25 protein-coding genes are annotated in these 26281 nt (G+C 72.8%); 14 read left to right on the forward strand and 11 right to left on the reverse strand.

What is annotated here, in order from left to right; all coding sequences use genetic code 11:
• Positions 1-22: 22 nt before the first annotated feature.
• The gene (locus ACFC0Z_RS01500) at positions 23-673 is read right to left on the reverse strand and encodes a GntR family transcriptional regulator (protein WP_376431533.1); all 651 of its coding nucleotides are present in this window, start codon (positions 671-673) and stop codon (positions 23-25) included.
• Between the two features lie 220 nt (positions 674-893).
• On the opposite strand from ACFC0Z_RS01500, the gene ACFC0Z_RS01505 reads away from it, so the two are divergent.
• The 3 genes from ACFC0Z_RS01505 to ACFC0Z_RS01515 all read left to right on the forward strand — a co-directional run bounded on the left by ACFC0Z_RS01505 (position 894) and on the right by ACFC0Z_RS01515 (position 3475).
• Positions 894-1361, forward strand: a complete 468-nt coding sequence (locus ACFC0Z_RS01505; RefSeq protein ID WP_376431535.1) for a pyridoxamine 5'-phosphate oxidase family protein — start codon at positions 894-896, stop codon at positions 1359-1361.
• A 171-nt stretch (positions 1362-1532) separates the two neighbouring features.
• Positions 1533-3053, forward strand: coding sequence for a glycoside hydrolase N-terminal domain-containing protein (locus ACFC0Z_RS01510; RefSeq protein ID WP_376431537.1), 1521 nt, complete (start codon positions 1533-1535; stop codon positions 3051-3053).
• A 116-nt stretch (positions 3054-3169) separates the two neighbouring features.
• Positions 3170-3475, forward strand: a complete 306-nt coding sequence (locus tag ACFC0Z_RS01515) for an antibiotic biosynthesis monooxygenase family protein (RefSeq protein WP_376431539.1) — start codon at positions 3170-3172, stop codon at positions 3473-3475.
• A gap of 22 nt (positions 3476-3497) precedes the next feature.
• Here ACFC0Z_RS01515 and ACFC0Z_RS01520 read toward each other — a convergent pair whose 3' ends face one another.
• Both ACFC0Z_RS01520 and ACFC0Z_RS01525 read right to left on the reverse strand, forming a co-directional pair.
• Positions 3498-5087: a glycosyl hydrolase 53 family protein gene (locus ACFC0Z_RS01520; RefSeq protein ID WP_376431541.1), complete on the reverse strand. Its 1590-nt coding sequence runs from the start codon at positions 5085-5087 to the stop codon at positions 3498-3500.
• Positions 5088-5222: 135 nt separating this feature from the next.
• A complete protein-coding gene (locus ACFC0Z_RS01525) occupies positions 5223-7334 on the reverse strand; it encodes a beta-galactosidase (protein WP_376431543.1) in 2112 nt (703 codons plus the stop codon).
• Positions 7335-7541: 207 nt separating this feature from the next.
• Here ACFC0Z_RS01525 and ACFC0Z_RS01530 point away from each other — a divergent pair, with 207 nt between their 5' ends.
• The 4 genes from ACFC0Z_RS01530 to ACFC0Z_RS01545 are packed head-to-tail and all read left to right on the forward strand — an operon-like array spanning position 7542 to position 11846.
• Positions 7542-8861: an ABC transporter substrate-binding protein gene (locus ACFC0Z_RS01530; RefSeq protein ID WP_376431545.1), complete on the forward strand. Its 1320-nt coding sequence runs from the start codon at positions 7542-7544 to the stop codon at positions 8859-8861.
• Positions 8858-9841, forward strand: coding sequence for a carbohydrate ABC transporter permease (locus ACFC0Z_RS01535; RefSeq protein ID WP_376431547.1), 984 nt, complete (start codon positions 8858-8860; stop codon positions 9839-9841). The genes ACFC0Z_RS01530 and ACFC0Z_RS01535 overlap by 4 nt, the downstream gene beginning before the upstream one ends.
• Positions 9838-10770: a carbohydrate ABC transporter permease gene (locus ACFC0Z_RS01540; RefSeq protein ID WP_376431549.1), complete on the forward strand. Its 933-nt coding sequence runs from the start codon at positions 9838-9840 to the stop codon at positions 10768-10770. The genes ACFC0Z_RS01535 and ACFC0Z_RS01540 overlap by 4 nt, the downstream gene beginning before the upstream one ends.
• A gap of 47 nt (positions 10771-10817) precedes the next feature.
• Positions 10818-11846: a LacI family DNA-binding transcriptional regulator gene (locus tag ACFC0Z_RS01545; RefSeq protein ID WP_376431551.1), complete on the forward strand. Its 1029-nt coding sequence runs from the start codon at positions 10818-10820 to the stop codon at positions 11844-11846.
• A 47-nt stretch (positions 11847-11893) separates the two neighbouring features.
• Here ACFC0Z_RS01545 and xylA read toward each other — a convergent pair whose 3' ends face one another.
• Entirely contained in the window at positions 11894-13063 is a 1170-nt protein-coding gene (gene xylA / locus ACFC0Z_RS01550) for a xylose isomerase (RefSeq protein ID WP_376431553.1), read from the reverse strand.
• Positions 13064-13135: 72 nt separating this feature from the next.
• On the opposite strand from xylA, the gene xylB reads away from it, so the two are divergent.
• The 3 genes from xylB to ACFC0Z_RS01565 all read left to right on the forward strand — a co-directional run bounded on the left by xylB (position 13136) and on the right by ACFC0Z_RS01565 (position 15617).
• Positions 13136-14686, forward strand: a complete 1551-nt coding sequence (gene xylB, locus ACFC0Z_RS01555) for a xylulokinase (RefSeq protein WP_376431555.1) — start codon at positions 13136-13138, stop codon at positions 14684-14686.
• Positions 14687-14736: 50 nt separating this feature from the next.
• Positions 14737-15303: a hypothetical protein gene (locus ACFC0Z_RS01560; protein ID WP_376431557.1), complete on the forward strand. Its 567-nt coding sequence runs from the start codon at positions 14737-14739 to the stop codon at positions 15301-15303.
• An 86-nt stretch (positions 15304-15389) separates the two neighbouring features.
• On the forward strand, positions 15390-15617 hold the full coding sequence (locus ACFC0Z_RS01565) for a hypothetical protein (RefSeq protein WP_376431559.1): 228 nt from the start codon (positions 15390-15392) through the stop codon (positions 15615-15617).
• Positions 15618-15625: 8 nt separating this feature from the next.
• Here ACFC0Z_RS01565 and ACFC0Z_RS01570 read toward each other — a convergent pair whose 3' ends face one another.
• Both ACFC0Z_RS01570 and ACFC0Z_RS01575 read right to left on the reverse strand, forming a co-directional pair.
• The gene (locus ACFC0Z_RS01570) at positions 15626-16567 is read right to left on the reverse strand and encodes a ketopantoate reductase family protein (RefSeq protein ID WP_376431561.1); all 942 of its coding nucleotides are present in this window, start codon (positions 16565-16567) and stop codon (positions 15626-15628) included.
• Positions 16564-17133, reverse strand: a complete 570-nt coding sequence (locus ACFC0Z_RS01575; RefSeq protein ID WP_376431563.1) for a winged helix-turn-helix transcriptional regulator — start codon at positions 17131-17133, stop codon at positions 16564-16566. Before ACFC0Z_RS01575 ends, ACFC0Z_RS01570 begins: the two co-directional genes overlap by 4 nt.
• Positions 17134-17213: 80 nt before the next feature.
• Between ACFC0Z_RS01575 and ACFC0Z_RS01580 the strand changes: the two genes are divergently transcribed.
• Positions 17214-18425 (forward strand): ROK family protein, encoded by a 1212-nt coding sequence (locus ACFC0Z_RS01580; RefSeq protein ID WP_376431565.1) that lies wholly within the window; start codon positions 17214-17216, stop codon positions 18423-18425.
• 564 nt (positions 18426-18989) lie between these two features.
• On the opposite strand, the gene ACFC0Z_RS01585 is transcribed toward ACFC0Z_RS01580, so the two are convergent.
• Both ACFC0Z_RS01585 and ACFC0Z_RS01590 read right to left on the reverse strand, forming a co-directional pair.
• A complete protein-coding gene (locus ACFC0Z_RS01585; protein ID WP_376431567.1) occupies positions 18990-19970 on the reverse strand; it encodes a M23 family metallopeptidase in 981 nt (326 codons plus the stop codon).
• Between the two features lie 8 nt (positions 19971-19978).
• The gene (locus tag ACFC0Z_RS01590) at positions 19979-21070 is read right to left on the reverse strand and encodes an SPFH domain-containing protein (RefSeq protein WP_376431569.1); all 1092 of its coding nucleotides are present in this window, start codon (positions 21068-21070) and stop codon (positions 19979-19981) included.
• A gap of 176 nt (positions 21071-21246) precedes the next feature.
• Here ACFC0Z_RS01590 and ACFC0Z_RS01595 point away from each other — a divergent pair, with 176 nt between their 5' ends.
• Positions 21247-21726 carry a hypothetical protein gene (locus ACFC0Z_RS01595; RefSeq protein ID WP_376431571.1) on the forward strand — a complete coding sequence of 160 codons (480 nt, stop codon included), beginning with the start codon at positions 21247-21249 and terminating at the stop codon, positions 21724-21726.
• A 124-nt stretch (positions 21727-21850) separates the two neighbouring features.
• Here ACFC0Z_RS01595 and ACFC0Z_RS01600 read toward each other — a convergent pair whose 3' ends face one another.
• The 3 genes from ACFC0Z_RS01600 to ACFC0Z_RS01610 form a co-directional block, all read right to left on the reverse strand.
• Complete coding sequence (locus tag ACFC0Z_RS01600; protein ID WP_360804603.1) at positions 21851-22273, reverse strand: DUF350 domain-containing protein; 423 nt, start codon at positions 22271-22273, stop codon at positions 21851-21853.
• Between the two features lie 190 nt (positions 22274-22463).
• Complete coding sequence (locus tag ACFC0Z_RS01605; RefSeq protein WP_376431573.1) at positions 22464-23081, reverse strand: HdeD family acid-resistance protein; 618 nt, start codon at positions 23079-23081, stop codon at positions 22464-22466.
• 46 nt (positions 23082-23127) lie between these two features.
• The gene (locus ACFC0Z_RS01610; RefSeq protein WP_376431575.1) at positions 23128-24513 is read right to left on the reverse strand and encodes a dipeptidase; all 1386 of its coding nucleotides are present in this window, start codon (positions 24511-24513) and stop codon (positions 23128-23130) included.
• Positions 24514-24699: 186 nt separating this feature from the next.
• Here ACFC0Z_RS01610 and ACFC0Z_RS01615 point away from each other — a divergent pair, with 186 nt between their 5' ends.
• Positions 24700-25278, forward strand: a complete 579-nt coding sequence (locus tag ACFC0Z_RS01615) for a DoxX family protein (protein ID WP_376431577.1) — start codon at positions 24700-24702, stop codon at positions 25276-25278.
• A gap of 32 nt (positions 25279-25310) precedes the next feature.
• Positions 25311-26246, forward strand: coding sequence for a glucose-6-phosphate dehydrogenase assembly protein OpcA (gene opcA, locus ACFC0Z_RS01620; RefSeq protein ID WP_376431579.1), 936 nt, complete (start codon positions 25311-25313; stop codon positions 26244-26246).
• Positions 26247-26281 lie beyond the last annotated feature (35 nt).

The following is a 26281-nucleotide window of genomic DNA, read 5'->3' on the forward strand; positions in this document are numbered from 1 at the left end:
GTGCGGTTTCGGGTCACGTGGCTCACTCGCTGTTCACGGGGGAGTGGGGGAAGGCGCGCTCGACGAAGGACGCGATGTGGTCGTGCACGGCCCGGCCGGCGCCCTCGACGTCGCGGGCGGCGGCGAGCCGCAGGATCTCCTCGTGCTCCGCGGCCTCGCGCTCCCAGGAGGGGACGGCGGCCCAGGCGACCGTGGAGACCAGGGCGGCCTGGTCGCGGACCTCGTCGAGCATCCGGCCGAGCAGCGGGTTGCCGCAGGGAAGGTAGAGCGCGCGGTGGAACTCCCGGTTGGCCAGGGACCGTTCGGCCGGGTCGGCGGCCGAGGCGGCCCGGTGCAGCGCCTCGTGCGCGGCGTCGAGCGAGGCACCGGAGGCGACGGCCCGGCGGACGGCCTCGGGCTCCAGGAGGAGCCGTACGTCGTAGACCGCGCGGGCCATGTCCGCGTCGACCATCCGGACGGTGACGCCCTTGTACTGGCTCATCACCACGAGCCCGCTGCCCGCGAGGGTCTTGAGCGCCTCGCGGACGGGGGTCTTCGACACCCCGAAGCGCGCGGCGAGTTCGGTCTCCACGAGCGCCTGCCCCGGGGGGAGGCCGCCGGTGAGGATGTCGTGCTTGATGGCTTCCAGGACGTATTGCGTCCGGGAGGGAATGGGGCTGGGGGCGAAGGCCATGGAGCACTCTCAGATCTCGTGTATCGCGTCTCATATATGACGTACGAAGTGCAACGGGCATGAAGTTAGGGGGCAGTTCGTGTTTCGTCAATGCTTCGCGCAAGCGCTTTCTATGTGACGCGGGCGGGGGAGACGCATGGGGAGACGCATGGGGAGACGCAAGGGGGGGACGCAAGGGCGGGCGCATGGGGGGACGTCCCGGCTCAGTAGGGTCGGGTTCATGACGATCATGGAGCAGCAGCCGCGCGGCCCCGCCCGGCGCAAGCGGGACGTGCTGGCCCGCCTGGAGCGGGAGCAGGACATCTGGGTGGCCTCGGCGGACCCCGAAGGAGGTCCGTACCTCGTCCCCCTGTCGTTCGTCTGGGACGGCGCCGACCTGTGGCTCGCGACCCGGTCCACCAACCCGACCGGCCTGAACCTCACCGCCGGCGGGCGGGCGCGGCTCGCGTTCGGGGACACGCGGGACGTGGTGCTGCTGGACGGCGAGGTCACCACGTACACCTCCCAGGAGGTCCCGGCGGAGGCGGCGGACGCGTTCCACGCGAAGACCGGCTGGGACCCGCGCGGCTCGGGACCGGCCTACCGCTGGTACCGGGTCCGGCCGACCGCCGTGCAGGCCTGGCACGAGGAACCGGAACTGGCGGGTCGGCACCTCATGCGGGACGGGGTGTGGGCGGCCGGGACGTGAGGTGACGACCGCGCCGGCGGATTCGCGGTCGGCGGCAACCTTCACGCCGTCGGCGGCGACAGAGGGGTAGCCACCCGACCCGGGGTGCGGAAGAGAGGTGACCATGACGGTGACCACGGCCAGGCCTCGTGGGGAGCTCTTCGAGCGGGAAGCCGCGGAAGGAGGAGCGCCGTGACGCACGGAACCTGGGAGCCCGCCCCCGCCGCCCGGTGGGAGGACGCCTTCCTCTCCGGGAACGGCCGCCACGGGGCCATGGTCCACGGAGACCCGGACGACGACCGGGTGATCGTCACCCACCAGGCGCTCGTCCGCCCCCTCCATCCGGCGTTCCAGACGCGTGTACGCCGACGGCGGTCCGGCCCTTCGGCGCATCCCGTGCACCGGTCCGTGGACTTCACCACCGGCCTGGTCGCGGGCGTCTGCGGCGACCGCCGGAGCGAGGTGTTCGTGTCCCGCGCCGACGACGTCCTGGTCCAGTACGTCTCCGCTCCCGGCCCGGTGGTCGAGATCGACCTCGACCACCGGCTCCCCGGCGTCCCCGCCGAGCTGGGCGCGGGGCGCGGCGTCGCCACCGGCCGCGACGGGACCCTCCTCACCCTCCGCGCCCGCTACCCCGGCAGCCGCCTCGGCTACACCGGCCACACCCTCGTCCTCACCGACACCGGGCGCACCACGGTCACCTCGGGCGGGGTCCGGATCGAAGGCGCCGGACACCTGCTGCTCCTCACCCGGGTGCGGAGGTACGAGGGTGAGCCCGACCCCGAGGGGGAGGGCGCCGCGCTGCGGGCCCTGGTGCGGTCGGTCGCCGGAACAGGCACCGGCGGCACGGGTGGCACCGGCGGCACCGGCCGCGCCGACCCCGCCGACCCCGCCGGTGTCCATGCACGGCTCCTCGCCCGGCACACCGCCCTCCACGGCCCCGCCTACGGACGGGTCTCCCTCGACCTGGGCGCCGACCCCGCGGAGCGGGCCCTGCCCGGCTCGGCGCTGCTCCGGCGCCCGGGCAGCCCCGCCCTCCTGGAACGCCTCTTCGCCGCCGGCCGCTACCACCTCCTCTCCTCCTCGTCCCCGGCTTCTCCCTCCGCCGGACTCTGGGCGGGGGAGTGGGGCACGGCCCGGCCGGGCGGCCTCACGACCGACGTCGGTGCGCTCATCGCCGAACTCGCCCAAGTCGCCGAGCTTTGCGGGGACTTCTCTGCGGCGGCGGCCCATCGTGACCTCGAACTCGCAGGCGTTGAGGGTGACTCGGCGGTCTCTCATCTCCACCACGGCCTGATCGCGGCCCGGTTGGGCGACGGGAAAAGCGCCGAGGAGGCTCTCGCCCGGGTTCTCGCGGGGGGCTTCTTCCATGACTCCCTCATGAGTGCGCGCTCTTCGGGTCGGAGCGGCCGCCACTCCGTCGTCGCCCATGTCCTGCCCGCGCTCCTGATCGAGTCGCTCGTCCAGTCGGCACCGGGGCGGCTCGTCCTGCTCCCCGCGCCGCCGGCCCGCTGTCCGCGCGGGCGACTCGTCGGGGTGCGGACCCGGTTCGGCGCGCGGCTCGACCTGACCTGGACGCCGGGGGCGTATCACGCGCTCCTCAGGCCGGAGCGGGACGCGCGGATCGAGCTCCGCACCCCGTCGGGGGTGCGCCGGATCGCCCTGCGGGCGGGGGAGGAGTTCTCGGTCGGCTCGTCCGGCTCGGTCGGTTAGTCGGGCCCGTCGTCCACCCTTCGACTGAACCGTTCGGTCTTGACTCTGAACTGGTCGGTGTAGTTTAGTTCCGGTCAGGCGGCAGCGGTCGCCGGGTCCCGTGAGGAGGCGGAGAGATGTTCGCTGTGGTGTACCGGTGGCGGGTGCGTCCAGGGCAGGAGCAGCTGCTCCTCGACGGGTGGCACCGGGTGACGGAGGCGATCCACGAGCAGTGCGGCAGCTACGGTTCCCGCCTCCACAAGGCGGACGACGACACGTGGGTGGCGTACGCCCGCTGGCCGGACCGGGAGACCCGCGAGAAGTGCGGGACCCCCGATCCGGAAGGTGAGGCGATGATGCGCGAGGCCATCGCCGAGTACTTCCCCGAGACGCGCCTCACGCTCGTCGACGATCTGCTCGCGGAGCCCGCCCGGCTCGGCTGAACAGGGCCTGCCGGGTGCGCGGTCAGCGGTGCGAGAACCAGCTCGCCGCCGGCAGCAGCCTGCTGTCGTAGTCGAACAGCGCCTGGTTCTCCCAGCCGTTGCCCGACGACGCGTCCGTCGGGTCCCAGCCGTTGCCCGTCACGGCGGTCCACGCCGGCTCCCAGTAGACGACGCCGAGACCCCGGCCGTTCGGCACCGCCTCGACGACGTTCATCACGTCCCGCAGCCACGCCGCCTGGCCCGCGGTGCTCGCCGCGTAGCCGGAGACGAGCTCCAAGCTCAGGTCGATGATGTTCTCGTGGGAGTCCTCGCTGTCCAGGCGGAAGGGGTAGGCCGTCTCCGCGACCATGACCTTCTTGCCGTAACGCGCCGAGATGTCGTCCAGGTTGGCCTGGAGCGAGGACAGCGCGCCGTGCCAGTAGCCGTAGAAGGACAGGGCGATCACGTCGTAACTCACGCCCTGTGCCGCCGCGTTGTCGAACCAGGTGCGGTAGAGCGCGTTGTCGCCGCCGTTGGCGAGGTGTAGCGCGATCTGCGTGCTCGACGAGACCGCCTTCGCCGCCGAGATCCCGGACTTGAGCAGCCCGCCGAGCTGCGACCAGTTGGACGTCGAACCCTCAGGCCACAGCATGCCGGTGTTGATCTCGTTCCCGATCTGCACCATGTCGGCCGTCGTGCCCTGCGCCTTCAGCGCGTTGAGCACGTCGTACGTGTGGTTGTAGACGTCCGTCTTCAGCTGGGAGTACGAGTGCCCGGACCAGGCCGCCGGCTTGCTCTGGGCGCCCGGGTCGGCCCAGATGTCCGAGTAGTGGAAGTCGACGAGCAGCTTCATGCCCTGCGCCTTGATCCGCTGCGCCGTGGCGAGGACCCGCGCCTTGTTGTTGTAGCCGTCGGCCGGGTTCACCCACACCTTCAGACGGCCGTAGTTCGCGCCGGCGTTCCGCAGGATCGTGACCGGGTCACCGGTCACCCCCGCGCTCGTCCGGTACGTGCCGCCGAGGTCCTCGCTCTTCTTCAGCGCCGACAGGTCCACGCCCTTGACCGCGAGACCGGTCGAGCCGGACGTGAGGGTGAGGTCGTCGACGTTCAGCCAATTGCCAGCGTTCGCGTCGGAGTTGACGCTGACCGTGCAGGCCCCCGACGTCACGTTGACCGACGTCACGATCCGTATCCAGGCGCTCGACGTCACCGGCAGGTCCGTACGCTGCTCGGCCGAGCCGCAGTTGCGCAGGGCGAGGTAGGCGGAGTTCTGTCCGCCGCCCGAGCGCACCCAGGCGCTGAGCGTGTACGTGCCGTTGGCGAGCCCGGAGAGGTACTGGTACGTCTCCACCTTGTACGCCGACGCCGACCAGTGGCTGAGCCGGTAGCCGCCGCTGCGGCCCCCGGCCTCGGTGAACGAGGCCGCGTTCTGCCCGGTGGCGGAGTAGGTGGACCAGCCGGCGGGGGTGGCGGTCCCGGTGCCGTCGGTCTCGAAGCCGGCGTTGGTGAGCGTGCTCGCCGCCTCGGCCTCCTGGGCGGTGGGCAGCGGGGCGAGCAGCAGGGCGCCGAGCGCGGCGGCCACGGCCGCGGCGCGCACACGGAAGCGGCGCCCGGTGGGCAGGGTGAGGTGCATCGTCGAGTCCCTTCGACGGTGGCGGATGGGGGGAGTCGTGCGGCTCACCCGGGGGCGGCGCGTGCGGGGCGGCCGCCCCCGGGGAGATCAGGGGCCCCGGTGGGAACCGGGAGAGGGGGCGATCGGTGCAGGGGGTCAGCCGTCGAGCCGTACGACCCTGACCGCCCCCGCCGGCACCGTGAGCTTCCCGGCCACGGGCGTCCCGCCGCCGAGCAGCTCGGTGCCGGTGCCGGTGCCGGTGCCGGTGCCGGTGCCAGTGCCAGTGCCGATGCCGGTGCCGATGCCGGTGCCGTCGAGCGGCACCTCGGCGTCCTCGCCCGAGTGGTTCAGCGCGAAGACGTACACGGCGCCGTTCTCGTCGGCGCGCCGGACGACCTCGACGTCCCGCGCGAGCCCGGACCGCTCCGCGACCCGGGCGTCCGCGCAGGCGGCGCCGACGACCGCGTCGAGCGAGGCCGCGTCGAGGCGGGTGGAGACGTACCAGGCCGTGCCCTCGCCGAGCCGGTGCCGGGTCACGGCGGGGCCTCCGGCGGCCGGCCCGTCGGCGTACGTCCACACGGTCTCCGCGCCGCGCGGCCGGACGAACTCCGTCCACACGTCGCCTTCGAGCGTGGCGCCGCCGGGTCCGGTGATCGTCACGCGCTGGTCGTCGAGGAGCGGCGACCACTCGTCGACGGTGAGGCCGAGGACGTCCCGCAGGGCGCCCGGATAGGCGCCGGGGTGCACGGCGTCGTGCTCGTCGACGATGCCGGAGAAGTACGACACGACGAGGGTGCCGCCGTTCTCGACGTACGCGCGGAGGTTCCGGCCCGCCGCCTCGGTCATCAGGTAGAGCGCGGGCACGACGACCAGCGGATAGGCGGAGAGGTCGGCCTCGGGGTGGGCGAAGTCCACGGTGAGGTGCCGGTCGTAGAGGGTCTCGTAGAAGCTGTCGGCGCGCTCGCGGGCGTCGTGGGCCGCGTTCGGCCGCCACTCCAGGTTCTGCGCCCACCACGACTGCCAGTCCCACAGCACGGCGACGTCGGCGACGGTCCGGCTGCCGCGTACCTGCTCCAGGGCGCCGAGGTCGGCCCCGAGGGCGACGACCTCGCGCCAGATCCGGGTGTCGGTGCCGCCGTGCGGGACCATCGCGGAGTGGAACTTCTCGGCGCCGCGCCGGGACTGGCGCCACTGGAAGAACATGGCGCCCTCGGAGCCGCGGGCGACGTGCGCGAGGGAGTTGCGGGCCATCTCGCCGGGGCGCTTGGCGGGGTTGCGGGCCTGCCAGTTCACGCCCGAGGTGGAGTGCTCCAGGAGCAGCCAGGGGGCGCCGCCGGCGACGGAGCGGGTGAGGTCGGCGGCCATCGCGAGGTTGACGTGGGTGCGGCGGCCGTCGGTGATGAGGTAGTGGTCGTTGGTGACGAGGTCGACCTCGCGGCCCCAGGCCCAGTAGTCGATGGAGTCGCACTGGCTGAGCGCCGTCATGAAGTTGGTGGTGACGGGGATGCCGGGGGAGAGCGTGTGCAGGATGTCCCGTTCCGTCCGGAAGTTCTCCCGGATGGTGGCGTCGGCGAAGCGGCGGTAGTCGAGCTGCTGGGCCGGGTTGCCGACGGTCGGGGTGGCGCGGGGCGGGAGGATCTCCTCGTACGAGCCGTAGCGCTGCCCCCAGAAGGCGGTGCCCCAGGCCTCGTTCACGGCGTCCAGGGAGCCGTACGTCCCGTGGAGCCAGCGGCGGAAGTGGGCGGCGCAGCTGTCGCAGTAGCAGGCGCTGACGGGGACGCCGTACTCGTTGTGGACGTGCCAGAGGGCGAGTGCCGGGTGGCCGCCGTAGCGGCGGGCGAGCGCGGTGGTGATCCCGGCGGCGGCCTCGCGGTAGGCGGCGGAGCTGTGACAGATCGCCCCGCGGGAACCGTACGCGTGGCGCATGCCCTCGGCGGTGACGGGCAGCGCCTCGGGGTGGGCGCGGTAGAACCAGGCGGGCGGGGCGACGGTGGGGGTGCCCAGGTCGACCCGGACGCCGTGGGCGTGGAGCAGGTCGAGGAGCCGGTCGAGCCAGCCGAAGTCGTACCGGCCCCGCTCGGGTTCCAGGAGGGCCCAGGAGAAGATCCCGACGCTGACCATCGTGACGCCGGCCTCCTGCATCAGCCGGACATCCTCCTGCCAGACGCTTTCCGGCCACTGCTCGGGGTTGTAGTCACCGCCGAACGCGAGCCGTTCCAGTCCCTTGGGGGCGCCCTCGGGAGCGTCCTGGGGAGCGGTGTGCGGCATGAGTGTCTCCTGAACCCTCGGAAGTGAAAAGCTCTGTTGCTTGGGAACGTGCACACACGTGATCTCGATGTGGCAACGCAACATAACCGCACAGGAACAACCATTGACAAGTGTCCGGAACGTTTCTCTACTGTGAACGCTCACAGATGCATGGCAGGCCCTTCCGCTTCGAGGAAGAGGCCCCTTTCGGTCAGGGAGAAGCACCCCATGCCCCACTTCACGCGCCGCAGCCTCGCCGCAGCCACCGCCGTCCTCCTCGGTGCCACCGCGCTCAGCGCCTGTGGATCCTCCGACTCCGGCGACAAGGCGGGCGCCGAGACCGGCCCGGTCAAGCTCACCTACTGGGCCTGGGCGCCCGGCATGGACAAGGTCGCGGCCCTCTGGAACGCCGAACACCCCGACATCCAGGTCACGGTGCAGAAGCAGGCCTCCGGGGACGACCTCGTCACCAAGATCATCACCGCCACGAAGGCGCACAAGGGCCCGGACCTCGTCCAGGCCGAGTACCAGGCCCTCCCGACCCTGGTCAGCAACGACTCCCTCGCCGACATAGCCAAGGAGGTCGAGGGCGCCAAGGACAAGTTCGCCCCCGGCATCTGGCAGCAGACCACCTTCGGCACCGACGCCGTGTACGCGCTGCCGCAGGACTCCGGGCCGCTGATGTTCTTCTACCGCGAGGACCTCTTCAAGCAGTACGGCCTGACGGTCCCCACCACCTGGAACGAGTTCGCCCAGACCGCCCGCGCCGTCAAGAAGAAGGCGCCCGGGAAGTCCCTCACCACCTTCTCCGCCAACGACGCCGGCCTCTTCGCCGGCCTCTCCCAGCAGGCCGGCGCCACGTGGTGGTCCTTCGAGGGCGACACCTGGAAGGTCGGCGTCGACGACGCCGCCACCAAGAAGGTCACCGACTTCTGGGGCGGCCTGGTCGCCGAGGGCGCCGTCGACAACCAGCCCATGTACACCCCGGCCTGGAACAAGGCACTCAACACCGGCGAGCAGATCGCCTGGGTCAGCGCCGTCTGGGCCCCCGGCGTCCTGACCACCGCCGCCCCCGACACCAAGGGCAAGTGGGCCATGGCCCCCCTCCCGCAGTGGACCAAGGGCGAGGCCCTGACCGGCAGCTGGGGCGGTTCCTCCACCGCCGTCACCACCGACTCCCCGCACAAGGCGGCCGCCGCGAAGTTCGCCACCTGGCTGAACACCGACCCGAAGGCCCTCGAAGCCCTCGTCAAGGAGAGCGGCATCTACCCGGCCGCCACCGCCGCCCAGACCAGCGGCGCCCTCTCCAAGCCCCCGGCCTTCTTCCCGAACCAGCCCGACTTCTACACCCAGGCCGCCGGCATCGCGCTCACCACGGCCCCCGCCGCCTGGGGCCCGAACGTGAACGTCGCCTACACCGCCTTCAAGGACGAGTTCGGCAAGGCCGCCAAGGCCAAGACGGTCCCCGCCTTCGACGCCGCCCTCGCCACGGTCCAGAAGACCACCGTCGACGACCTCGCCAAGCAGGGCTTCGAGGTCGCCAAGTGACGCAGCCCCCCAAGGGCGCGCGCCGGTCGTACGGGGCCAAGACGGCCCCGTACGCCCTCCCGTCGCCCACCACCACCCTCAAACGAGCGCGAAGCGCCCCCTACTTCTTTCTCCTCCCCGCCGCGACCCTCTTCCTCCTCTTCTTCGCGCTGCCCATCGGCTACGCGCTGTGGCTCAGCTTCCGCAAGGTCGAGATCAAGGGACTCGGCCTCGGCAAGGGCGCCAAGACCGAGGTCTGGGCCGGCCTGGACAACTACGTCTCCGCCCTCACCGACTCCGAACTCCTCGGCAGCGCCCTGCGCGTCCTCGGCTACGGCGCCATCGTCGTCCCGATGATGCTCGGCCTGGCCCTGTTCTTCGCGCTCCTGCTCGACTCCGAGCGCGTCCGGGCCCGCGGCTTCGCCCGGCTCGCGATCTTCCTCCCGTACGCCGTCCCGGGCGTGATCGCGGCCGTCCTCTGGGGCTTCCTCTACCTCCCGGACGTCAGCCCCTTCCACTACCTGCTCGAACGGCTCGGCCTCCCCCAGCCCGACCTCATGGACGGCGGCCCCCTCTACCTCGCGATGTCCAACATCGCGGTCTGGGGCGGCACCGGCTTCAACATGATCGTCATCTACACCGCGCTGCGCTCCCTGCCCGCCGAGGTCTACGAGGCGGCCAAGCTCGACGGCTGCTCCGAGCTCCAGATCGCGCTCCGCATCAAGATCCCGATGGTGGCGCCCTCGCTGGTGCTCACCTTCTTCTTCTCGATCATCGCGACCCTCCAGGTCTTCAACGAGCCCATGACGCTCAAGCCGCTCACCAACGGCATCCCGAGCTCCTGGAGCCCCCTCATGAAGGTGTACAGCGACGCCTTCACCGGCGGGAACATCCACGCCGCCTCGGCCACCGCCGTCGTGCTCGCCCTCGCCACCTTCGCGCTCTCCTTCGCGCTCCTCAGGATCTCCAACCGCCGCACCACACAAGGAGCAAGCCGATGACCGGGCTCGCCTCCCCGCCGCTCCGCGCGTCCGCCCCGGCCGCCGGCACGACCCCCGGCACCTCCCAGGGGCCGCCCGCCGCCGACCGGGGCCCGCGCCCGCGCCGTACCGCCCTGCTGCCCACGGCCGCCCTCGTCCTCGGCGCGCTCTACTGCCTGCTGCCCGTCGCCTGGGTCCTGGTCGCCGCCACCAAACCGGCCTCCGACCTCTTCTCCACCTTCACCTTCCTCCCGGGCAACGGCCTCGGCGGCAACGTCGAGGACCTCACCGCCTACCGCGAGGGCATCTACTGGCGCTGGATGGCCAACTCCGTCTTCTACGCGGGGCTGGGAGCCGTCCTGTCCACGGTCGTCTCCGCCTTCGCCGGATACGCGCTCGCCGTCTACGACTTCCGCGGACGCGAGGCGTTCTTCAACGTCATGCTCACCGGCGTCCTCATGCCCCCGGTCATCCTCGCCATCCCGCAGTACCTGCTCATGGCCCAGGCCGATCTGACGGACACGTACGCCTCCGTCCTCCTGCCGCTGATCCTCTCCCCGTACGGCGTCTACCTCGGCCGTATCTACGCCCAGGCCGCCATCCCCATGGAGCTCGTCGAGGCCGGCCGCATGGACGGCGCGGGGGAGTGGCGCATCTTCCTGCGCATCGCCGTCCCGATGATGTCCCCGGGCCTGGTGACGATCTTCCTCTTCCAGTTCGTCGCCATCTGGAACAACTTCCTGCTGCCGTTCATCATGCTCGGCGACGACGAGAAGTTCCCCATGACCGTAGGCCTGTTCACCCTCCTCAAGCAGGGCGCGAGCCAGCCCGCCCTCTACAACCTCGTCATCACCGGAGCCCTCCTCGCCATCGTCCCGCTGATCGCGCTCTTCCTGGTCATCCAGCGCTTCTGGAGCCTCGATCTGCTCTCCGGCGCCGTAAAGTCCTGACCACAGGGGATCGCCTGACCACAGGGGATCGAGGGGAAACACACAGCATGAGCACAGCAGCAGCGTCCCGCCGCCGTCCCGCGACCATCCACGACGTCGCCCGCGAGGCCGGCGTCTCGCGAGGCACCGTCTCCCGCGTCCTCAACGGCGGCCACTACGTGAGCCCGGCGGCCAAGACCGCCGTCGACGCCGCCATCCGAAGAACGGGATACGTCGTCAACCGGCACGCCCGCTCGCTGATCACCGGGAAGTCCGACTCGGTCGCCTTCCTCCTGACCGAGCCGCAGGAGCGGTTCTTCGAGGACCCCAACTTCAACGTCCTCCTGAGGGCCTGCACCCAGGCCCTCGCCGCCCAGGACATCCCGCTCCTCCTGATGATCGCGGGCACCGAGGACGAGCGCCGCCGCAACCTCCGGTACATCGAGGCCGGTCACGTCGACGGCGTCCTCCTCGTCTCCAGCCACTCCGGCGACCCCGTCGTCGAGCGGCTGCACGAGGCCGGCGTCCCCGTCGTCGCCTGCGGCAAGCCCCTCGGCCAGACCGCCAAGATCGGGTACGTGGCCGCCGACGACCGCGACGGCGCCCGCGACATGGTCCGCCACCTGTACGGGACGGGCCGCCGCCGCATCGCCACCGTGGCCGGCCCGCTCGACACCCCCGGCGGCGTGGAGCGCCTCGCCGGGTACCGCGAGACCCTCGCGGAGTACGGGCTCCCGCTCGACGAGGCCCTCGTCGCCACCGGCGACTACAGCCGGGGGAGCGGCGAGGACGCGGCCGAGGCCCTCCTCGCCCGCGCCCCCGACATCGACGCCGTCTTCGTCGCCTCCGACCTCATGGCCCAGGGCGTCCTTGACGCCCTCGCCCGCGCGGGCCGCCGGGTCCCCGAGGACATCGCGGTCGGCGGCTTCGACGACTCCCCGGCCGCCCTCGGGACCCGCCCCTCGCTCACGACGATCCGTCAGCCGTGGGACCGGATCAGCGCCGAGATGGTCCGGACCCTGCTCGCCCGGATAGCGGGCGAGGACCCGGCGACGGTGATCCTGCCGACGGAGCTGGTGCGGCGGGAGTCGGCCTGACGGCCGGATCGACGGCGTGATCGACGGCGTGATCGGGGTCCTGCCCCTCAGCGCACGTTGAGCAGGTGCTCAAGCGCGAGCTGGTCCAGCCGCTCGAAGGCCATCGAGCGGCCGGCCACCGCGTCCGCGTCGAAGGTCTCGTACGCCGTCGGGTCGGCGAGCAGGCCCGCGAGCCCGTCGGCGGCGGTGGGCAGGGTGAGTTCGGGCAGGCGGGAGGCGTACAGCGCCTGGAGGACCTCGGGGTCGGCGCGGAAGGCCGCCGCGCGCTCCTTGAGGATCAGGTAGTTCCGCATGCAGTTCTTCGCGGACTCCCACACCCCGTCGAAGCCGTCGGTGCGGACCGGCTTGAAGTCGAAGTGGCGCGGCCCGTCGTACCCGGCCGTCTCCAGGAGGTCGACGAGCCAGAAGGCCTGGCGCAGGTCGCCCGCGCCGAAGCGGAAGTCCTGGTCGTACTTGATGCCGGACTGGCCGTTGAGGTCGATGTGGAAGAGCTTGCCCGCCCACAGCGCCTGCGCGATGCCGTGCGGGAAGTTCAGGCCGGCCATCTGCTCGTGGCCCGTCTCCGGGTTCACGCCGACGAGTTCGGGGCGGTCGAGCCGCTCGATGAAGGCGAGCGCGTGCCCGATGGTGGGCAGGAGGATGTCCCCGCGCGGCTCGTTCGGCTTCGGCTCGATCGCGAACCGGAGGTCGTACCCCTGCTCGGTGACGTACTCGCCGAGGAGGTCGAAGGCCTCCTTCATGCGGTCGAGCGCGACCCGGACGTCCTTGGCGGCGCCGGACTCGGCGCCCTCGCGGCCGCCCCACGCCACGTACACCTTCGCGCCGAGCTCGACCGCGAGGTCGATGTTGCGGATCGTCTTGCGCAGGGCGAAGCGGCGGACGTCCCGGTCGTTGGCGGTGAAGCCGCCGTCCTTGAAGACGGGGTGGGTGAAGAGGTTGGTCGTCGCCATCGGGACGGCGAGGCCGGTCCGGTCCAGCGCGGCGCGGAACCGCTTCACGGCCGTGTCGCGCTCGCTCTCCGAGGCGCCGAAGGGGATGAGGTCGTCGTCGTGGAACGTGACGCCGTACGCGCCCAGCTCCGCGAGCCGCTCCACGGACTCGACCGGGTCGAGGGCGGGCCGGGTCGCGTCGCCGAACGGGTCGCGGCCCTGCCAGCCCACGGTCCAGAGGCCGAAGGTGAAGCGGTCGTCAGGGGTGGGGGAGAAGCGTTCCGTCATGGTGGTCCTCCTTGCGTCAGGGCGTGCGAGACCCTGGCGGCGGGATTTGTTTTCTGACATAACTAATACGGGATGGGGGTGGCCCGACGCCAGCCCCCCGTAGCGATAAGTCGAGGTGAGGATGTGGCGGACAGCCGCTCTGTCGTGATCGGTGTGGACAGCTCCACGCAGTCCACCAAGGCCGCCGTCGTGGACGCGGAGACCGGTGAGGTCCTCGCTTTGGGGCGCGCGCCGCACACCGTGACCGGCACCGGAGGCGCCCGCGAGAGCGACCCCGAGGAATGGTGGACGGCACTCGTGTCCGCCGTCCGGGCGGCGGTACGGGACGCGGGCGTCCCCGCCTCCGCCGTCACCGGCCTCGCGGTCGCCGGCCAGCAACACGGCCTCGTCGTGCTCGACGCCGACGGCCGGCCGCTGCGTCCCGCGCTGCTGTGGAACGACACCCGACCGGCCCCCCAGGCGGCCGAGCTCGCCGGCGAACTGGGCGGCCCCGAAGGCTGGTTGGAGCGCACCGGCTCGGTCCCGGTCGCCGCCCTGACCGCCGCCAAATGGGAGTGGCTCCGCACCCACGAACCGGAACACGCCGCCGCCACGGCGGCCATCCGCCTCCCCCACGACTACCTGACGGAACGCCTGACGGGACGGGCGACGACAGACCCCGGCGACGCGTCGGGCACGGGCTGGTACGGACACGGTCGGGGTGCCGATGACGCGTCGTCAGGGGCCTACGACGCCGGGATCCTCGCCCACCTCGGGATCGACCCGGCGCTCCTGCCCGAGGTCGCCCCCACCGGTGCCACCCCCGTGGGCACCCTCACCCCCGCCGCCGCCGAGGCGCTCGGCCTCTCCCCCGCCGTCCTCGTCGCGGCGGGCACCGGCGACAACATGGCCGCGGCCGTCGGGCTCGGCCTCGGAGGTGCGGGGCTGCTCGACCACCCGGTCGTCAGTCTCGGCACGTCCGGGACCGTCTTCGCCGCGACGCGCGCGCGCCCCGCCGACCCCGGCCTCTCCGGCTTCGCCGCCGCCGACGGGACGTACCTCCCGCTCGGCTGCACCCTCAACTGCACGCTCGCCGTGGACCGGTTCGCGACGCTCCTCGGCCTCGACCGGGAGGACGTACGGCCCGGCGGGGAGGTCGTCGTCCTGCCGTACCTCGACGGCGAACGGACCCCCGACCTGCCGCATGCCGCGGGGCTCGTCACCGGCCTCCGGCACGCCACCGACCCGCGCGAGATCCTCGGCGCCGCCTACGAGGGCGCCGCCTTCACCGTCCTGCGCGCACTTGACGGACTCCTCGCCGCCTGCGGCCTCGACCCGGCGGACCCCGCCGTACGGGACCGGCCGATCCGGCTGATCGGCGGCGGGGCGCGCGGCCGGGCCTGGACCGACACCGTCCGCAGGCTGTCCGGGCGGCCCGTCGTGATCCCCGCCGCCGAGGAGCTCGTCGCCCTGGGCGCGGCGGCGCTCGCCGCCGGAGCCGTCACCGGAGCCGATCCGGTGGCCGTCGCCACGGGCTGGGGGACGGGCGACGGCGAGCAACTGCCGCCGCTGCCACGTGACACGGCGACCTGGGACCGTATCGGCGGAGTCCTGACGTCGGCGGCACCGACGCTCCTGGGGTGAGGGCTCGGGTTAGGTAGGGTCGTCGGATTCCACGATCAAAGGGGAATCCCATGTTCAAGTCGAAGGGGCCGGGCGCGGTGGTCATCGCCGTCGCGCTCGCCGCGCTCTGCGTCGGCTGTAGCGGTACGGCGGAGAGCGACGCGCAGGGCGGCGGGGGCGGTGGCGGCGGTCAGGTCGCCACGACGGCCCCGGAGGCGACGGCGGAGGATTCGGCCTCGGCGGAAGCCACGGTCAAGGTCGAGACCCCGGAGGAGGCGCCGGTTCCGGAGGCCTCCGCGACCTCCGGGGCCTCCGTCGACCCCGCCTCGCCCCCGCCCGAGAAGGTCCGCGACGCCTTCGCCGGACTCCAGGCGACCCTGAACGATTCCTGCGCCACCGACTGCGCGTACTTCCTCGGCCGGGTCTACGAGGAACTCGACGGCCTGGACCGCGCCATGAAGGCGGACCCGAAGGGTCCCGGACACTTCCCGGAGCCCATCGACTGGATCGCGAAGCTCCGCGGCGTACTCGGCGGCGACCGTTCCTTCGAGAACCTGAAGAAGAACGAGAAGCTGCTCGTCGGCACCCGCGACAAGATCAACACGTGGATGCAGGGCCACCCGGACGACTACCGCTGACCGCTGAACTCGCCCGTCACGCGCGTACCTCAGGACAACGAGGAGCCGCGCGCGTAGGGTGAGCCGACCACGACGGGGGAGTCGCCATGACCGCTGTACTGATGTTCTTCGGACTGCTCGCCGGGATCGGCGTGCTGCTGACGGTCACGCTGATGCGGCGCGGCAACAGCCGTACGGAGACGGCCGAGGGCCTGCTCAAGGAGCAGCAGGCCGCCCAGCAGGCCCACGACGACCACGTCTCCTTCGGCCTGGGAGTCCACAACTCCCTGCCGACGGCCTCGGACGTCCACATCCGGGGCGACCGCCGCCGCTAGGGCCTCCCTCACGCCGTTGCCGCGACCCGTCGCTCGTGCACCCGCAGGTGCAGGGTCGTCAGGTCGAGCAGCGGCGTCGGCAGGCCGTACGACCGTGCCCGGTCGGCGAGGTCGCCGAAGAGGTGCTCGACCTCGGTCGGCCGTCCGGCCGTCAGGTCGTGGTAGAGCGACGGCACCATCCGTGAGCCCGGCGCGGCGACCATGGCGAGCGTCGCCGCGCGCTCCGGCTCCGGCAGGGGATGCCCCGCGGCGGCGGCGATCGCGGCGATCTCGTCGAGGACCGCGGGGGCGAACGCCGGTCCGCCCGGCGTGTCGTACACGTCCCCGACCGTGCCGCGCATCAGGCCCGTCACGGCGCCGAACGTCGTGATGAACACCCACTTGTGCCACATCGCCGTGAGGATCCGCTCCGACACCGGGGCGTCGATGCCCGCGCCCTGGAGGACGGCCCGGATCCTCTCGGCCCGCGCCGAGACGATGCCGTCCTGCTCGCCGATGTCCAGGCGGGCCAGCGGGGCGAGGCGGCGGATGTCCCCGTTCTCGTCGAGGACGGTGACGACCCGGGCTACTCCGCCGAGCACGGCCGAGGGGCCGAAGCGCTCGTTGAGGGCGTCGAGGTGGGCGAGGCCGTTGAGCAGCGGCACGATCGCCGTGCCGGGACCGACCGCCGGCGCGAGGTCCTCGACCGCCCGCGCGAACCCGCTCGACTTCACGGCGAGGAGGACGAGGTCGTACGAGCCGGCCGACCCGTCGACGGACAGCTCGCCGGCCGTGACGAGCCGGGGCTCGACGGCCCACTCCTCGTCCGTGCCGACGATCCGCAGCCCGCGCTCGCGCAGCGCGGCGGCGCGAGCCGGGCGTACGAGGAAGGTGACGTCCTCTCCGGCGCGGGAGAGCAGCGCGCCGAGGTATCCACCGGTGGCACCGGCGCCGACGACCAGGATCTTCATGACAGGGAACCTCCAGTGGGGCGCCGTGAGGGCGCGGGGACGATCAGGGGAGTGAGCAGCCGGTGCGGGCGGGCGAGGGCCGCCGTCACCGGGTCGGCGTCGTCGGCCGGGGGTGTGAGCCCCGGACCGGGGGCGACCAGGACGTCTCCGACGGGAACGGCCTCGCCGCAGCCGGCGCATCGGCCGTCCTCGTCGAGTACGGCCCCGTCGGCCTCGTGCCGGAAGGTCCGGCGCGCGCCGCCCCCCGCCGGGTGGAACCGTTCGCCCCAGGCCGTGAGCGCGCGGACGGCGGGCCAGAGCGCGACGCCCTTCTCCGTCAGGACGTACACCTCGCGGCGGCCGGACCCCGGTTCGGTGCGCCGGTCCAGCACCCCGGCCTCGACGAGCGTGGCGAGACGGTCGGTGAGGACGGCCCGGGGGAGGACGAGGTGCGCGGCGAACTCGCCGAACCTGCGGACCCCGTAGAAGGCGTCGCGCAGGATGAGCAGCGTCCAGCGCTCCCCGACGATCTCCATCGAACGGGAGAGGGCACACGTCTGGCGGCGGTAGTCGCGCGGAAGCGTCATGGCGGCAGGTTAGCGCAGAAGAGTTCGGTGACTGAACTGTTTTCATGGGGGCGAAGGGGACGACTAGGCTCACGCTCACCATGAATCAGCCCACGGAACCCAAGGCCGACAAGTCGGGAGTGCGCCGGCACAACCTGAGTCTCGTGCTGCGGACCGTCCACGAGGCCGGCGAGACCACGCGCGCCGCCGTGGCGGCCAGCTCGGGGCTGACCAGGCCCGCCATCTCCTCGCTCGTCGAACAGCTCCTCGACCTCGGCTTCCTCGTCGAGTCGGGCAAGACGTTCAGCGGCCAGGCGGGGCGGCCGGGCACCGTCCTCAAACCGGCCCCCACCGGCCCCGCCGGACTCGGCGTCGAGATCAACATCGACTACGTGACGGTCTGCCTCGTCGACCTCACCGGCACCGACCGGATCCGGCGCACCGAGCGCCACGACAACCGCTCCGCCGACGCCGCCGAGGTCATCGACCGGGCCGCCCGCATCGCCGCCGAAGCCCTCGACGAAGCCGCCGGTCAAGGGCTCGTCCCCGCCGCCGGAGGGCTCGCGCTGCCCGGGCTCGTCACCGCCGGGACCGTCCGGCAGGCCCCCAACCTCGGCTGGAACGAGGTCGACGCGGGCCGCCTCTTCACCGAGGCCCTCGCCACCCGACGCCCCGGCACCGGCGGGCCGGACGGCCTCGCCCTCACCACCGACAACGAGGCCAACATGGCCGCCCTCGCCGAGCTGTGGTTCGGCGGCCTCGGGGACCTCCGCACCTTCCTCCACCTCACCGGAGAGATCGGCGTCGGCGGCGCGATCGTCGTCCACGGCGAACTCCTGCGCGGCGCGCACGGGTTCGCGGGCGAGATCGGGCACCTCGTCGTCGACGCCGAGGGAATGCAGTGCCGTTGCGGCTCGCGCGGCTGCCTGGAGCAGTACGCGGGGCAGGCCGCGCTGCTCAAGGCCTCGGAGGCGGCCGACCTGGCCGAACTCGTCCGCCGCGCCGAGGCCGGCGACGCCCGGACCCTCGGCGCGCTCGCCGAAGCCGGCCGCATGCTCGGGCGCGCGCTGTCGGGGGCGGTGAACCTCCTCGACCCCGAGGCGGTCGTCCTCGGCGGCATCTATCCGCGCCTGATGCCGTGGCTCGGGCCGGCCGTGACCGAGGAACTCGCCGAGCGGGTCGTCTCCGGCCTCTGGACGCCGACGACGGGGCGGCTGCGGGCGGCTTCGCCGACGGCGGACGCGGCGCGGGGTGCGGCGGCACTGGTCCTCCACGACGTCCTGGCGGACCCCCTGGCCCACGCCCCCACGTAACGCCGCTGCGCGGGGCCTCTTCCCCCACCCCGCCCCTTCCCGAAACCGGGGGCGCTGCCCCCGGACCCCCGGTCCTCAAACGCCGGACGGGCTGGAGTGCGGGGCTCAGCCCCGGACCCCCGGTTCTCAAACGCCGGACGGGCTGGAGTGCGGGGCTCAGCCCAGGACCCCGCGCCTCAAACGCCGGCGAGGCTGGGATACCGGGGCTCCGCCCCGGCCCCGTACGGCACGCGGCCGTGTCCTCAAACGCCGGACCGGCTGAAATGCCGGCGCGGCTGAGTTTCCGCCCGCAGGGCGGGAAACCCAGCCCCGCCGGCGTTTGAGGCGCGGGGTCCGGGGCGGAGCCCCGAGTCTTTTCAGCCCGTCCGGCGTTTGAGGACCGGGGCCGGGGGCGGAGCCCCGAGTCTTTTCAGCCCGTCCGGCGTTTGAGGACCGGGGCCGGGGGCGGAGCCCCGGCACCTCAGCCCCGCCGGCGCTTGAGGCGCGGGGGCTGGGGCAGCGCCCCAGTTCGGGAAGGGGCGGGGTGGGGAAGAGGCCCCGCGCAGCGGCCTCGTGCCCGCGCCGTCAGACCGCCACGCCGTGACTCCGCAGGTACGCCAGCGGGTTGACGTCCGAGCCGAAGTACGGCGTGGTCCGTACCTCGAAATGGAGGTGCGGGCCCGTCACCCGGCCGGTCTCCCCGGACAGGGCGATCCGCTGCCCGGCCGACACGCTCTGCCCGGACGACACGTCGATGCGGGACAGGTGGGCGTACTGGCTGTAGCGCCCGTCCGCGTGCCGGACGACGACCTCGTACCCGTACGAGCGGTTGTACCCGGTCGACACGACCCGGCCGGGCCCGACCGAGCGGACCGTCGTCCCGGTGGGAACGGCGAAGTCCTGGCCCGTGTGGTAGCCCTTCGACCAGGAGCCGGGCTGGCCGTAGTACCCCGTGAAGACGTACGACGAGACGGGCACGGTCCAGCCGCGCGTGGAGGGCGGGGTCGGGGGAGCGGGGTTGGACGGCTTCGAGGGTTTCGAGGGCCTCCCGGAGGTGTCGGTGCGCTGCTCGTACTTCCACTGGTGGCTCGTCCAGTACCAGTGGTTGTTGTACTTGTACCAGTAGACGCCGTACCGGGGGTCCCAGCCCTGGCGGCCGGGGAACACGGGCGCGCCGGAGCGGTACTTGGCGGTCGGGGTCTTGTTCTGGCCGGTGCCGGTGCCGGTGCCGGCACCGGTGCCCGCGCCGCCGGTGCTGTTCTGCTCGTACTTCCACTGGTGGCTGGTCCAGCGCCACTCGCCGGCCGCGTTCTTGTACCAGTACTTCGTGCCGTCCCAGCCCGCGTGAGCCGGGGCCGGTTCGGCGAGCGCCGTGCCCGTCCCCGCGCCCGCGAGCGCGACGACGCCGACGGTCGCGACGACGGCGGCCCGGCACACGCCGACCCGGCCCGCGCCGACCCGGTCGGCGGTGGTCTCGCCGGCGGCGGTGGCCGCGCAGCCGGGGCAGGAGCAGCCGACGGGTATCTCGTCGGTGAAGCCGGGCACGGTGAATACGGGGGTGTTCACGATCCTCGTCACTCCTGGTTCTGGGCGGTGGTGCCGCTGCGGCGGGTGTAGAAGGCCACGGTCAGGTCCTTGACCAGGGCCTGGCGTTCGAAGTCGTCGAGCTCGACGAGCCCGCGGGTGGTCAGCCGGGTCACGGTGTCGTCCACGGCGTCGACGACACCGGTGAGGACGCTGTCCCGGTGCTTGGCGTCGAGCGCGGCGATCTGCCGCCGGTGCATGGCGGCGGCGACCTCGGGGGCGTACTCGATACGGGTCGGGGTGGCCGAGAAGACGGCGATGCCGACCGGCCGGCACTCGGCCGCGAGGGTACGGGTCAGGGCGTCGCCGACGGCCTCGGCGTCCCGCAGGCTCGGGCCGTCGCCCCGGAAGGCGTCGGCGGGCAGTTGCGAGAGCACGCGCGCGGCGGCGGCCTCCACCTGCTCGCGCAGGTAGTCGAGGTGGTCGTCGACGGCGTACAGGGCGCGGGCGGTGTCCCGTACCGACCACACGACGAGGACCACCACGCGCAGCGCCGAACCCTCGGCGTCGACGACGGAGATGGGCTCGCTGCGCCAGTGCCGGAGCCTGACGTCGATCCTGCGGCGCAGGACGAACGGGCTGATCCAGGCGAGCCCGGTCCGGCGTACGGTGCCGCGGTAGCGGCCGAAGAGGGAGAGGACCCAGGCGGATCCGGTACGGCCGCGGGTCAGGCCGCCGAAGGCGATGACGGCGACGACGGCGCAGGCACCGAGCACCGCCCACTCCCACGGGAGGAGGTGGATGTCGCGCAGCGGACGGCTGCGCCAGAGCGTGGCACCGGCTCCGGCGAGTGCCGTGAGTCCGGTGAGGACGGCGAGCCAGCCGGGGACGGCGGGGCCGGGGCGCTCGACGAGGTCGGGGTCGGAGGGCGGGGGGCGCCGGGTGAGGCCGTCGGGGCGGACGGGTGGGGTGGCGGACGTGTCGGCGGTCAACGGCGCCAGGAGCTCGGTCGGTTCGGTGGGTCGCGGCAGGGTGGCCGAGGTCGCCCGCCCGGTGTCCGACCGGAAGAGGTCGTCCATCGGTATGCCGTCGGACGGGCGGCGGAATCGGACGGGTAGGGGCCGCTTCTGTGGCTCGCTCATGAGGCCCTTCCGGCCGTCCGGGAGATGACGGCACGTCTGATGATCTTCAGAAACCATCGTCACAGTGGAGAATGTCCCAATTGCCGGGACGGAAGTCCCGAATGCCCGGGACTTTGGTCCCTAGTCCGGAAGCTCCCCGGGAGGCCGTTGTCAGTGGCGGCCCCTACGTTGGGACCATGACGACGACGAGCGGTGGGGGAGCGTTCGAGGCGGCCACGGGCGACGGACCACCGCTGCCGGAGGCCGACGCCGAGCAGCGGTCGCGGGAGGTCCGCGCGGCCCTCGAAGGGCTGCTCCAGATCAGGAGAGTGACGAACGGTCGGGGCGGCGACCCGAGAGCCCTCCCCGCCGACTGGGAGCGCGCGCGGCCGGTCCGGGCGGTGGCGCTCGCCCTGGAGGCGGGCGGGATCGCGCCCTCGGCCGTGGATGCCACGGGGGCCCCGGTCGGCACGGGATACCGGGTCAGGGCCGGGGACCGCCCGGAGACGGCCGTGGTGGAGTGGCGGGGCCCGACGGGCTCGGGCGCGGCCCAGGAGGAGGCGGAGGCCCTCGGCGCGTGCGTACCGGTGCTCGCGCGCCTCGGCTGGGACGCGCTGCTCTACAAGGGGCCGCGCGGGCGCCGCTTCCTGGAGGTGGAGCCGGGCGCGCAGGGGTGAGGGGGGAGCTTCCGGGAACGCCGGGAACGCCGGGAACGCCAGGAACGCCCGTACGCCGTGAGCGCGTGACCCGGTGGGCCACGCGCTCACGGTACGGAGGGTGTCAGGTCTGCTGCCCGGCGGATCAGGCGATCGACGCGGAGACGATCGCCGAGACGGCGAGGTTGCAGGAGGCCGTGACCCAGACGGCCGGGTGCGGCTCGGGGTCGACGAGCGTCGCGCCGAGGCGGCCGGGGGTGACCAGGTCCACCACGAGGAAGGCGACGGCCATCATCACGAGGCCGAGCAGGCCGAACGCGGCGGTGGAGACGAGTCCCTTGCCGAAGTTGTCGTACGTCGTCCAGATGGAGGTGAAGACGATGCCGCCGATGCCGAGGAGGGCGGAGCTCAGGAGGATCGCGGCGTTGCGGTTGCGCTCTTCCCAGATCTGCCGGCCGAGCTTGCCGGGCGTCAGCACGTCCACGAGCACGATGCCGAGGATCAGCAGGACCACGCCGAGGGCGCCGTAGGCGCCGGCCCGGCCGAGGCCGTTGACGATGTCGCTCATGGGTTGCCGACTCCGGAAGGTTGCGATCACGGGGGATCGGTGGTCAAGGACCGGCAAAATGTAGCGCACAGGTCAAGCTCGTCCGCCGCCCGCCCGGGGATCGGGCGGACGGCGGACGGGCGGCAAGCGGGCCGCGAGTGGGCGACGGGCGGACGGCCAGGTGCGCGTCACGCGGGGAACGGGCGCCGCTTCACGCCCCCGGCGGCAGGTTCTTGGCGCGGGAGCGCACCATGAAGGCGGTGACGGCCTCGACGATGCCGACGACGATCAGCCAGATGCCGGCGAGGACGATGAGGACCGCCGCCGACTCCAGGGGCGAGACGATCAGGACGATGCCGGCGATGGCGCTGACGATGCCGAGGAAGATCTGCCAGCCGCGCGCGGGCATCGCGGAGTCGGAGGCCGCGGCCACGGTCTGCGTGATGCCGCGGAAGAGCCAGCCGATGCCGATCCAGAGGGCGAGGAGCAGGGTCGACTGCATCGCGCCCCGGAAGCAGAACAGGCCGAGCAGGATCGACAGGGCGCCGCTGATGAACGCCATGACGCGCAGCGCGGTCGTCGCGTGCGTGCCGAAGGCGGCGACCAGCTGCATGATGCCGCTGAAGAGCAGGTAGAGGCCGAAGAGCACACCGACCACGATGAGCGAGGTGCCCGGCCAGACGAGCACCAGGATGCCGAGGATCGCGGACACGATTCCGGCGATGAGCAGGGCCTGCCAGGCGGCTCCGGCCAGCATGGCGAGGGGGCCCGGCGGGACGTCCGACCGCGTCGGTCCGTCGTGGGCTGGTCTGCCGTGAGTCTGCGTCATGGAACTCTCGCTTCTTTTTCGTTGGAGGGGGAGAAGGGCGGTGCGGTCAGCCGCCGGAAGCGGTCGCCGCGTACCCGCGCAGGAAGAGCGCCTCGGCCAGCGCCATCTGCTCGATCTCGGACGGGTCGACGCTCTCGTTCGGCGCGTGGATGAGGCAGCCGGGCTCCTCGACGCCGATCAGGGCGATCTCCGCGTCGGGGAACTGGCCGGCGAGCACGTTGCACAGCGGGATCGACCCGCCCTGCCCGGACTGGACCATCTCCTTGCCGTACGCCTCGCTGAGCGCGGCCGCCAGGGCGCCGTAGGCCGGGCCGTCGGTGCGCGCCCGGAACGGCTGGCCGCCGCTCTCGGCCTCCACCTCGACCCGCGCGCCCCACGGCGCGGCCGAGGTGAGGTGGTCGGTGAGGGCGCGGAGCGCGTCGTCCGCGTCGATGCCGGGCGGCACCCGCAGGCTGACCCGGGCCCGTACCTTCGCCTGGATCGCGGCGGAGGAGCCCACGACCGGCGGGCAGTCGATGCCGAGCACGGTCACGGCGGGCCGCGCCCAGAGTTCGTCGGCGACCGAACCCGTACCGACGAGGTCGACGCCGTCGAGGGTGCCGACGTCGGCGCGGAACTGGTCGACGGGGTAGTCGACGCCGTCCCAGGTCCCGTCTCCCGGCAGCCCCTTGATCGCCGTGTTGCCGTGCTCGTCGCGCAGGCTGTCGAGGATCCGTACGAGCGCGGCGAGGGCGTCGGGCGCGGGGCCGCCGAACATGCCGGAGTGCATCTCGCCCTTGAGCGTGGAGACGGTGACGACCACGTTCGCCAGGCCGCGCAGGGAGGTGGTGGTCGTCGGCAGTCCGAGCGCGAAGTTGCCGGTGTCGCAGACGAGCAGGGTGTCGGCGGCGAAGAGGTCGGGCTGGAGGGGGACGAGCTTCTCCAGGCCGCCCGTGCCCTGTTCCTCCGAACCCTCGGCGACGAACTTGATGTTCACCGGGAAGCCCTTGCCCTCCGGTCCGCCGAGCGCGCGGAGGGCCGTCAGGTGCATGGCGATGTTGCCCTTGCAGTCGGCGGAGCCCCGGCCGTACCACCGGCCGTCGCGTTCGGTGAGCTCGAACGGCGGGGTCTGCCAGGCCGCGTCGTCGAGCGGCGGCTGCACGTCGTAGTGGCAGTAGAGCAGGACGGTCGGCGCGCCCCCGGGGCCCGGTGCGTGGCCGACGACCGCGTCCGTGCCGTCCGGGGTCGTCACCCGGCGCATGTCGCGCAGGCCCGCCTCGGTGAAGGCCCGGACGAGGAAGTCGGCGGCCTTCGCGCACTCCTCGGGCGGGAACTGGCGCGGGTCGGCGACGGACCGCATCGCCACGAGCTCCGTGAGGTCCTCCTTGGCGCGGGGCATCAGCGCCCGGACCTTCTCCCGCAGCGCGGCCGTCTCGGCGGACTCGGCGGTCATGCGCACCCACTTCCTACGGGTCGGAAAAATCTGTAATTGCTTCCTTACTAAATCAATACGGAACATAAGCCGCAAAAGATGACTCCGATGGAGCACAGGGCGGTGCTTCCGAGCGGCGGAGCGGGACGAGCGGCCCGAGAGTGGTCGAGGAACGAGCCCTCCCCCCACCCGTTACGGAGACTGCTCATGACCCACCTCAACCGACGCGACCTCGGGCTGCTCGTCCTGCGGGTCGGCACCGGCGCCGTCCTCGCGGCGCACGGGACGCAGAAGCTCTTCGGCTGGTTCGGGGGCGGCGGCATCGAGGGCACCAGCCACGCGATGGAGGCGATGGGCTTCTCGCCCGGCAGGGAGAGCGCCATCGCCGCCGGGCTCGGCGAGGCGGGCGGCGGCGCCCTCCTCGCCCTCGGGCTCGCCACCCCGGCGGCCGGCGCCGCCGCCGCGGGCGCGATGGCGGGTGCCGTCGCCGTGCACGCCCCGGCCGGCTTCTTCGCGCAGGGCGGCGGATACGAGTACCCGGCCTTCCTCGGTTTCACCGCCGCCGCCATCGGCGTCACGGGCGCCGGGCGCTACTCCCTCGACCACGCCACCGGCCACGTCCTCGACCGGCCCTGGGTGGTCGTCACCGCCTTCCTCGGTGCCGCGCTCGCGGCGGCGGCCGTCGTCGGCCGCCGGGCCCAGGACCAGGATCAGGACCAGGATCAGGACCAGGGCTCCCCGGACGGGGACGACTCGGCGGACGACCCACTGGCGCAGGAGGGTTAGGCTCGCCGGAGACGAAGGGACAGGCGCGGCGCATGAAGATCGATCTGACGGACACCAACTCCAGCAAGATCAACAAGGCGATCCTGGAGGGGCGCAGGGCCGTCGGCACACCCGCCGTCGGTGTCGTCCTCACCCTCATCGTCGTGACGGACGAGGAGAACGCCTACGACGCGGTCAAGGCCGCCAATGAGGCGTCCAAGGAGCACCCCTCCCGCACGCTCGTCGTCATCAAGCGCCACGCCCGCTCCCCGCGCGAGCGCCACGAGACCCGCCTCGACGCCGAGGTCAGGCTCGGGATGGACGCCGGGTCCGGCGAAACGGTCCTGCTCCGCCTCCACGGCGAACTCGGCGCCCGCGCCGACTCCGTCGTCCTGCCCCTGCTCCTGCCGGACGCGCCGGTCGTCGTCTGGTGGCCCGTCGACGCGCCCCAGGTCCCGTCCCTCGACCCCCTGGGCGTGCTCGCGCAGCGCCGTATCACCGACATGTACGCGGTCGAGGACCCGCTCGCGGCCCTCGCCGCCCGCGCCGCCTCGTACGCCCCCGGGGACACCGACCTCGCCTGGACCCGGCTCACGCCCTGGCGGTCGATGCTCGCCGCCGCGCTCGACCAGGCGCACGCGACCGTCACCTCGGCCGCCGTCGAGAGCGAGGCGGAGAACCCGAGCGCCGAACTCCTGGCCCGCTGGTTCGAGGTCCGGCTCGGCGTCCCCGTCGACCGGGTCGTCACCGACGGCCCGGTCGTCACGGCGGTCCGCATGGGCACGGCGGGCGGCGAGATCCGCATCGACCGTCCCGAGGGCCCGGTGGCCCGTCTCGCCATCCCCGGCCAGCCCAGCCGGGTCCTCGCCCTCAAGGTCAGGACCACGGCCGAACTGATAGCCGAGGAACTGCGCCGCCTCGACCCGGACGTGGCCTACGCGGCGGCACTGCGCGGCAAGGGCACGCCCGCGAGGAAGCCGCGCGCGTAGAGCCGCGCGCGTAGAGCCGGTTCCCGGGGGCTGCC

The organism is Streptomyces sp. NPDC056144 (genome assembly GCF_042264145.1).
Lineage (GTDB): Bacteria > Actinomycetota > Actinomycetes > Streptomycetales > Streptomycetaceae > Streptomyces.

Excerpts from the sequence above, each read along its gene's own strand:
- ACFC0Z_RS01500 (WP_376431533.1), bottom strand. The coding sequence starts at position 673 with ATGGCCTTCGCCCCCAGCCCCATTCCCTCCCGGACGCAATACGTCCTG.
- ACFC0Z_RS01505 (WP_376431535.1), top strand. The coding sequence starts at position 894 with ATGACGATCATGGAGCAGCAGCCGCGCGGCCCCGCCCGGCGCAAGCGG.
- ACFC0Z_RS01515 (WP_376431539.1), top strand. The coding sequence starts at position 3,170 with ATGTTCGCTGTGGTGTACCGGTGGCGGGTGCGTCCAGGGCAGGAGCAG.
- ACFC0Z_RS01520 (WP_376431541.1), bottom strand. The coding sequence starts at position 5,087 with ATGCACCTCACCCTGCCCACCGGGCGCCGCTTCCGTGTGCGCGCCGCG.
- ACFC0Z_RS01525 (WP_376431543.1), bottom strand. The coding sequence starts at position 7,334 with ATGCCGCACACCGCTCCCCAGGACGCTCCCGAGGGCGCCCCCAAGGGA.
- ACFC0Z_RS01530 (WP_376431545.1), top strand. The coding sequence starts at position 7,542 with ATGCCCCACTTCACGCGCCGCAGCCTCGCCGCAGCCACCGCCGTCCTC.
- ACFC0Z_RS01540 (WP_376431549.1), top strand. The coding sequence starts at position 9,838 with ATGACCGGGCTCGCCTCCCCGCCGCTCCGCGCGTCCGCCCCGGCCGCC.
- ACFC0Z_RS01545 (WP_376431551.1), top strand. The coding sequence starts at position 10,818 with ATGAGCACAGCAGCAGCGTCCCGCCGCCGTCCCGCGACCATCCACGAC.
- xylA (WP_376431553.1), bottom strand. The coding sequence starts at position 13,063 with ATGACGGAACGCTTCTCCCCCACCCCTGACGACCGCTTCACCTTCGGC.
- xylB (WP_376431555.1), top strand. The coding sequence starts at position 13,136 with ATGGGGGTGGCCCGACGCCAGCCCCCCGTAGCGATAAGTCGAGGTGAG.
- ACFC0Z_RS01560 (WP_376431557.1), top strand. The coding sequence starts at position 14,737 with ATGTTCAAGTCGAAGGGGCCGGGCGCGGTGGTCATCGCCGTCGCGCTC.
- ACFC0Z_RS01565 (WP_376431559.1), top strand. The coding sequence starts at position 15,390 with ATGACCGCTGTACTGATGTTCTTCGGACTGCTCGCCGGGATCGGCGTG.
- ACFC0Z_RS01570 (WP_376431561.1), bottom strand. The coding sequence starts at position 16,567 with ATGAAGATCCTGGTCGTCGGCGCCGGTGCCACCGGTGGATACCTCGGC.
- ACFC0Z_RS01575 (WP_376431563.1), bottom strand. The coding sequence starts at position 17,133 with ATGACGCTTCCGCGCGACTACCGCCGCCAGACGTGTGCCCTCTCCCGT.
- ACFC0Z_RS01580 (WP_376431565.1), top strand. The coding sequence starts at position 17,214 with ATGAATCAGCCCACGGAACCCAAGGCCGACAAGTCGGGAGTGCGCCGG.
- ACFC0Z_RS01590 (WP_376431569.1), bottom strand. The coding sequence starts at position 21,070 with ATGAGCGAGCCACAGAAGCGGCCCCTACCCGTCCGATTCCGCCGCCCG.
- ACFC0Z_RS01595 (WP_376431571.1), top strand. The coding sequence starts at position 21,247 with ATGACGACGACGAGCGGTGGGGGAGCGTTCGAGGCGGCCACGGGCGAC.
- ACFC0Z_RS01600 (WP_360804603.1), bottom strand. The coding sequence starts at position 22,273 with ATGAGCGACATCGTCAACGGCCTCGGCCGGGCCGGCGCCTACGGCGCC.
- ACFC0Z_RS01605 (WP_376431573.1), bottom strand. The coding sequence starts at position 23,081 with ATGACGCAGACTCACGGCAGACCAGCCCACGACGGACCGACGCGGTCG.
- ACFC0Z_RS01610 (WP_376431575.1), bottom strand. The coding sequence starts at position 24,513 with ATGACCGCCGAGTCCGCCGAGACGGCCGCGCTGCGGGAGAAGGTCCGG.
- ACFC0Z_RS01615 (WP_376431577.1), top strand. The coding sequence starts at position 24,700 with ATGACCCACCTCAACCGACGCGACCTCGGGCTGCTCGTCCTGCGGGTC.
- opcA (WP_376431579.1), top strand. The coding sequence starts at position 25,311 with ATGAAGATCGATCTGACGGACACCAACTCCAGCAAGATCAACAAGGCG.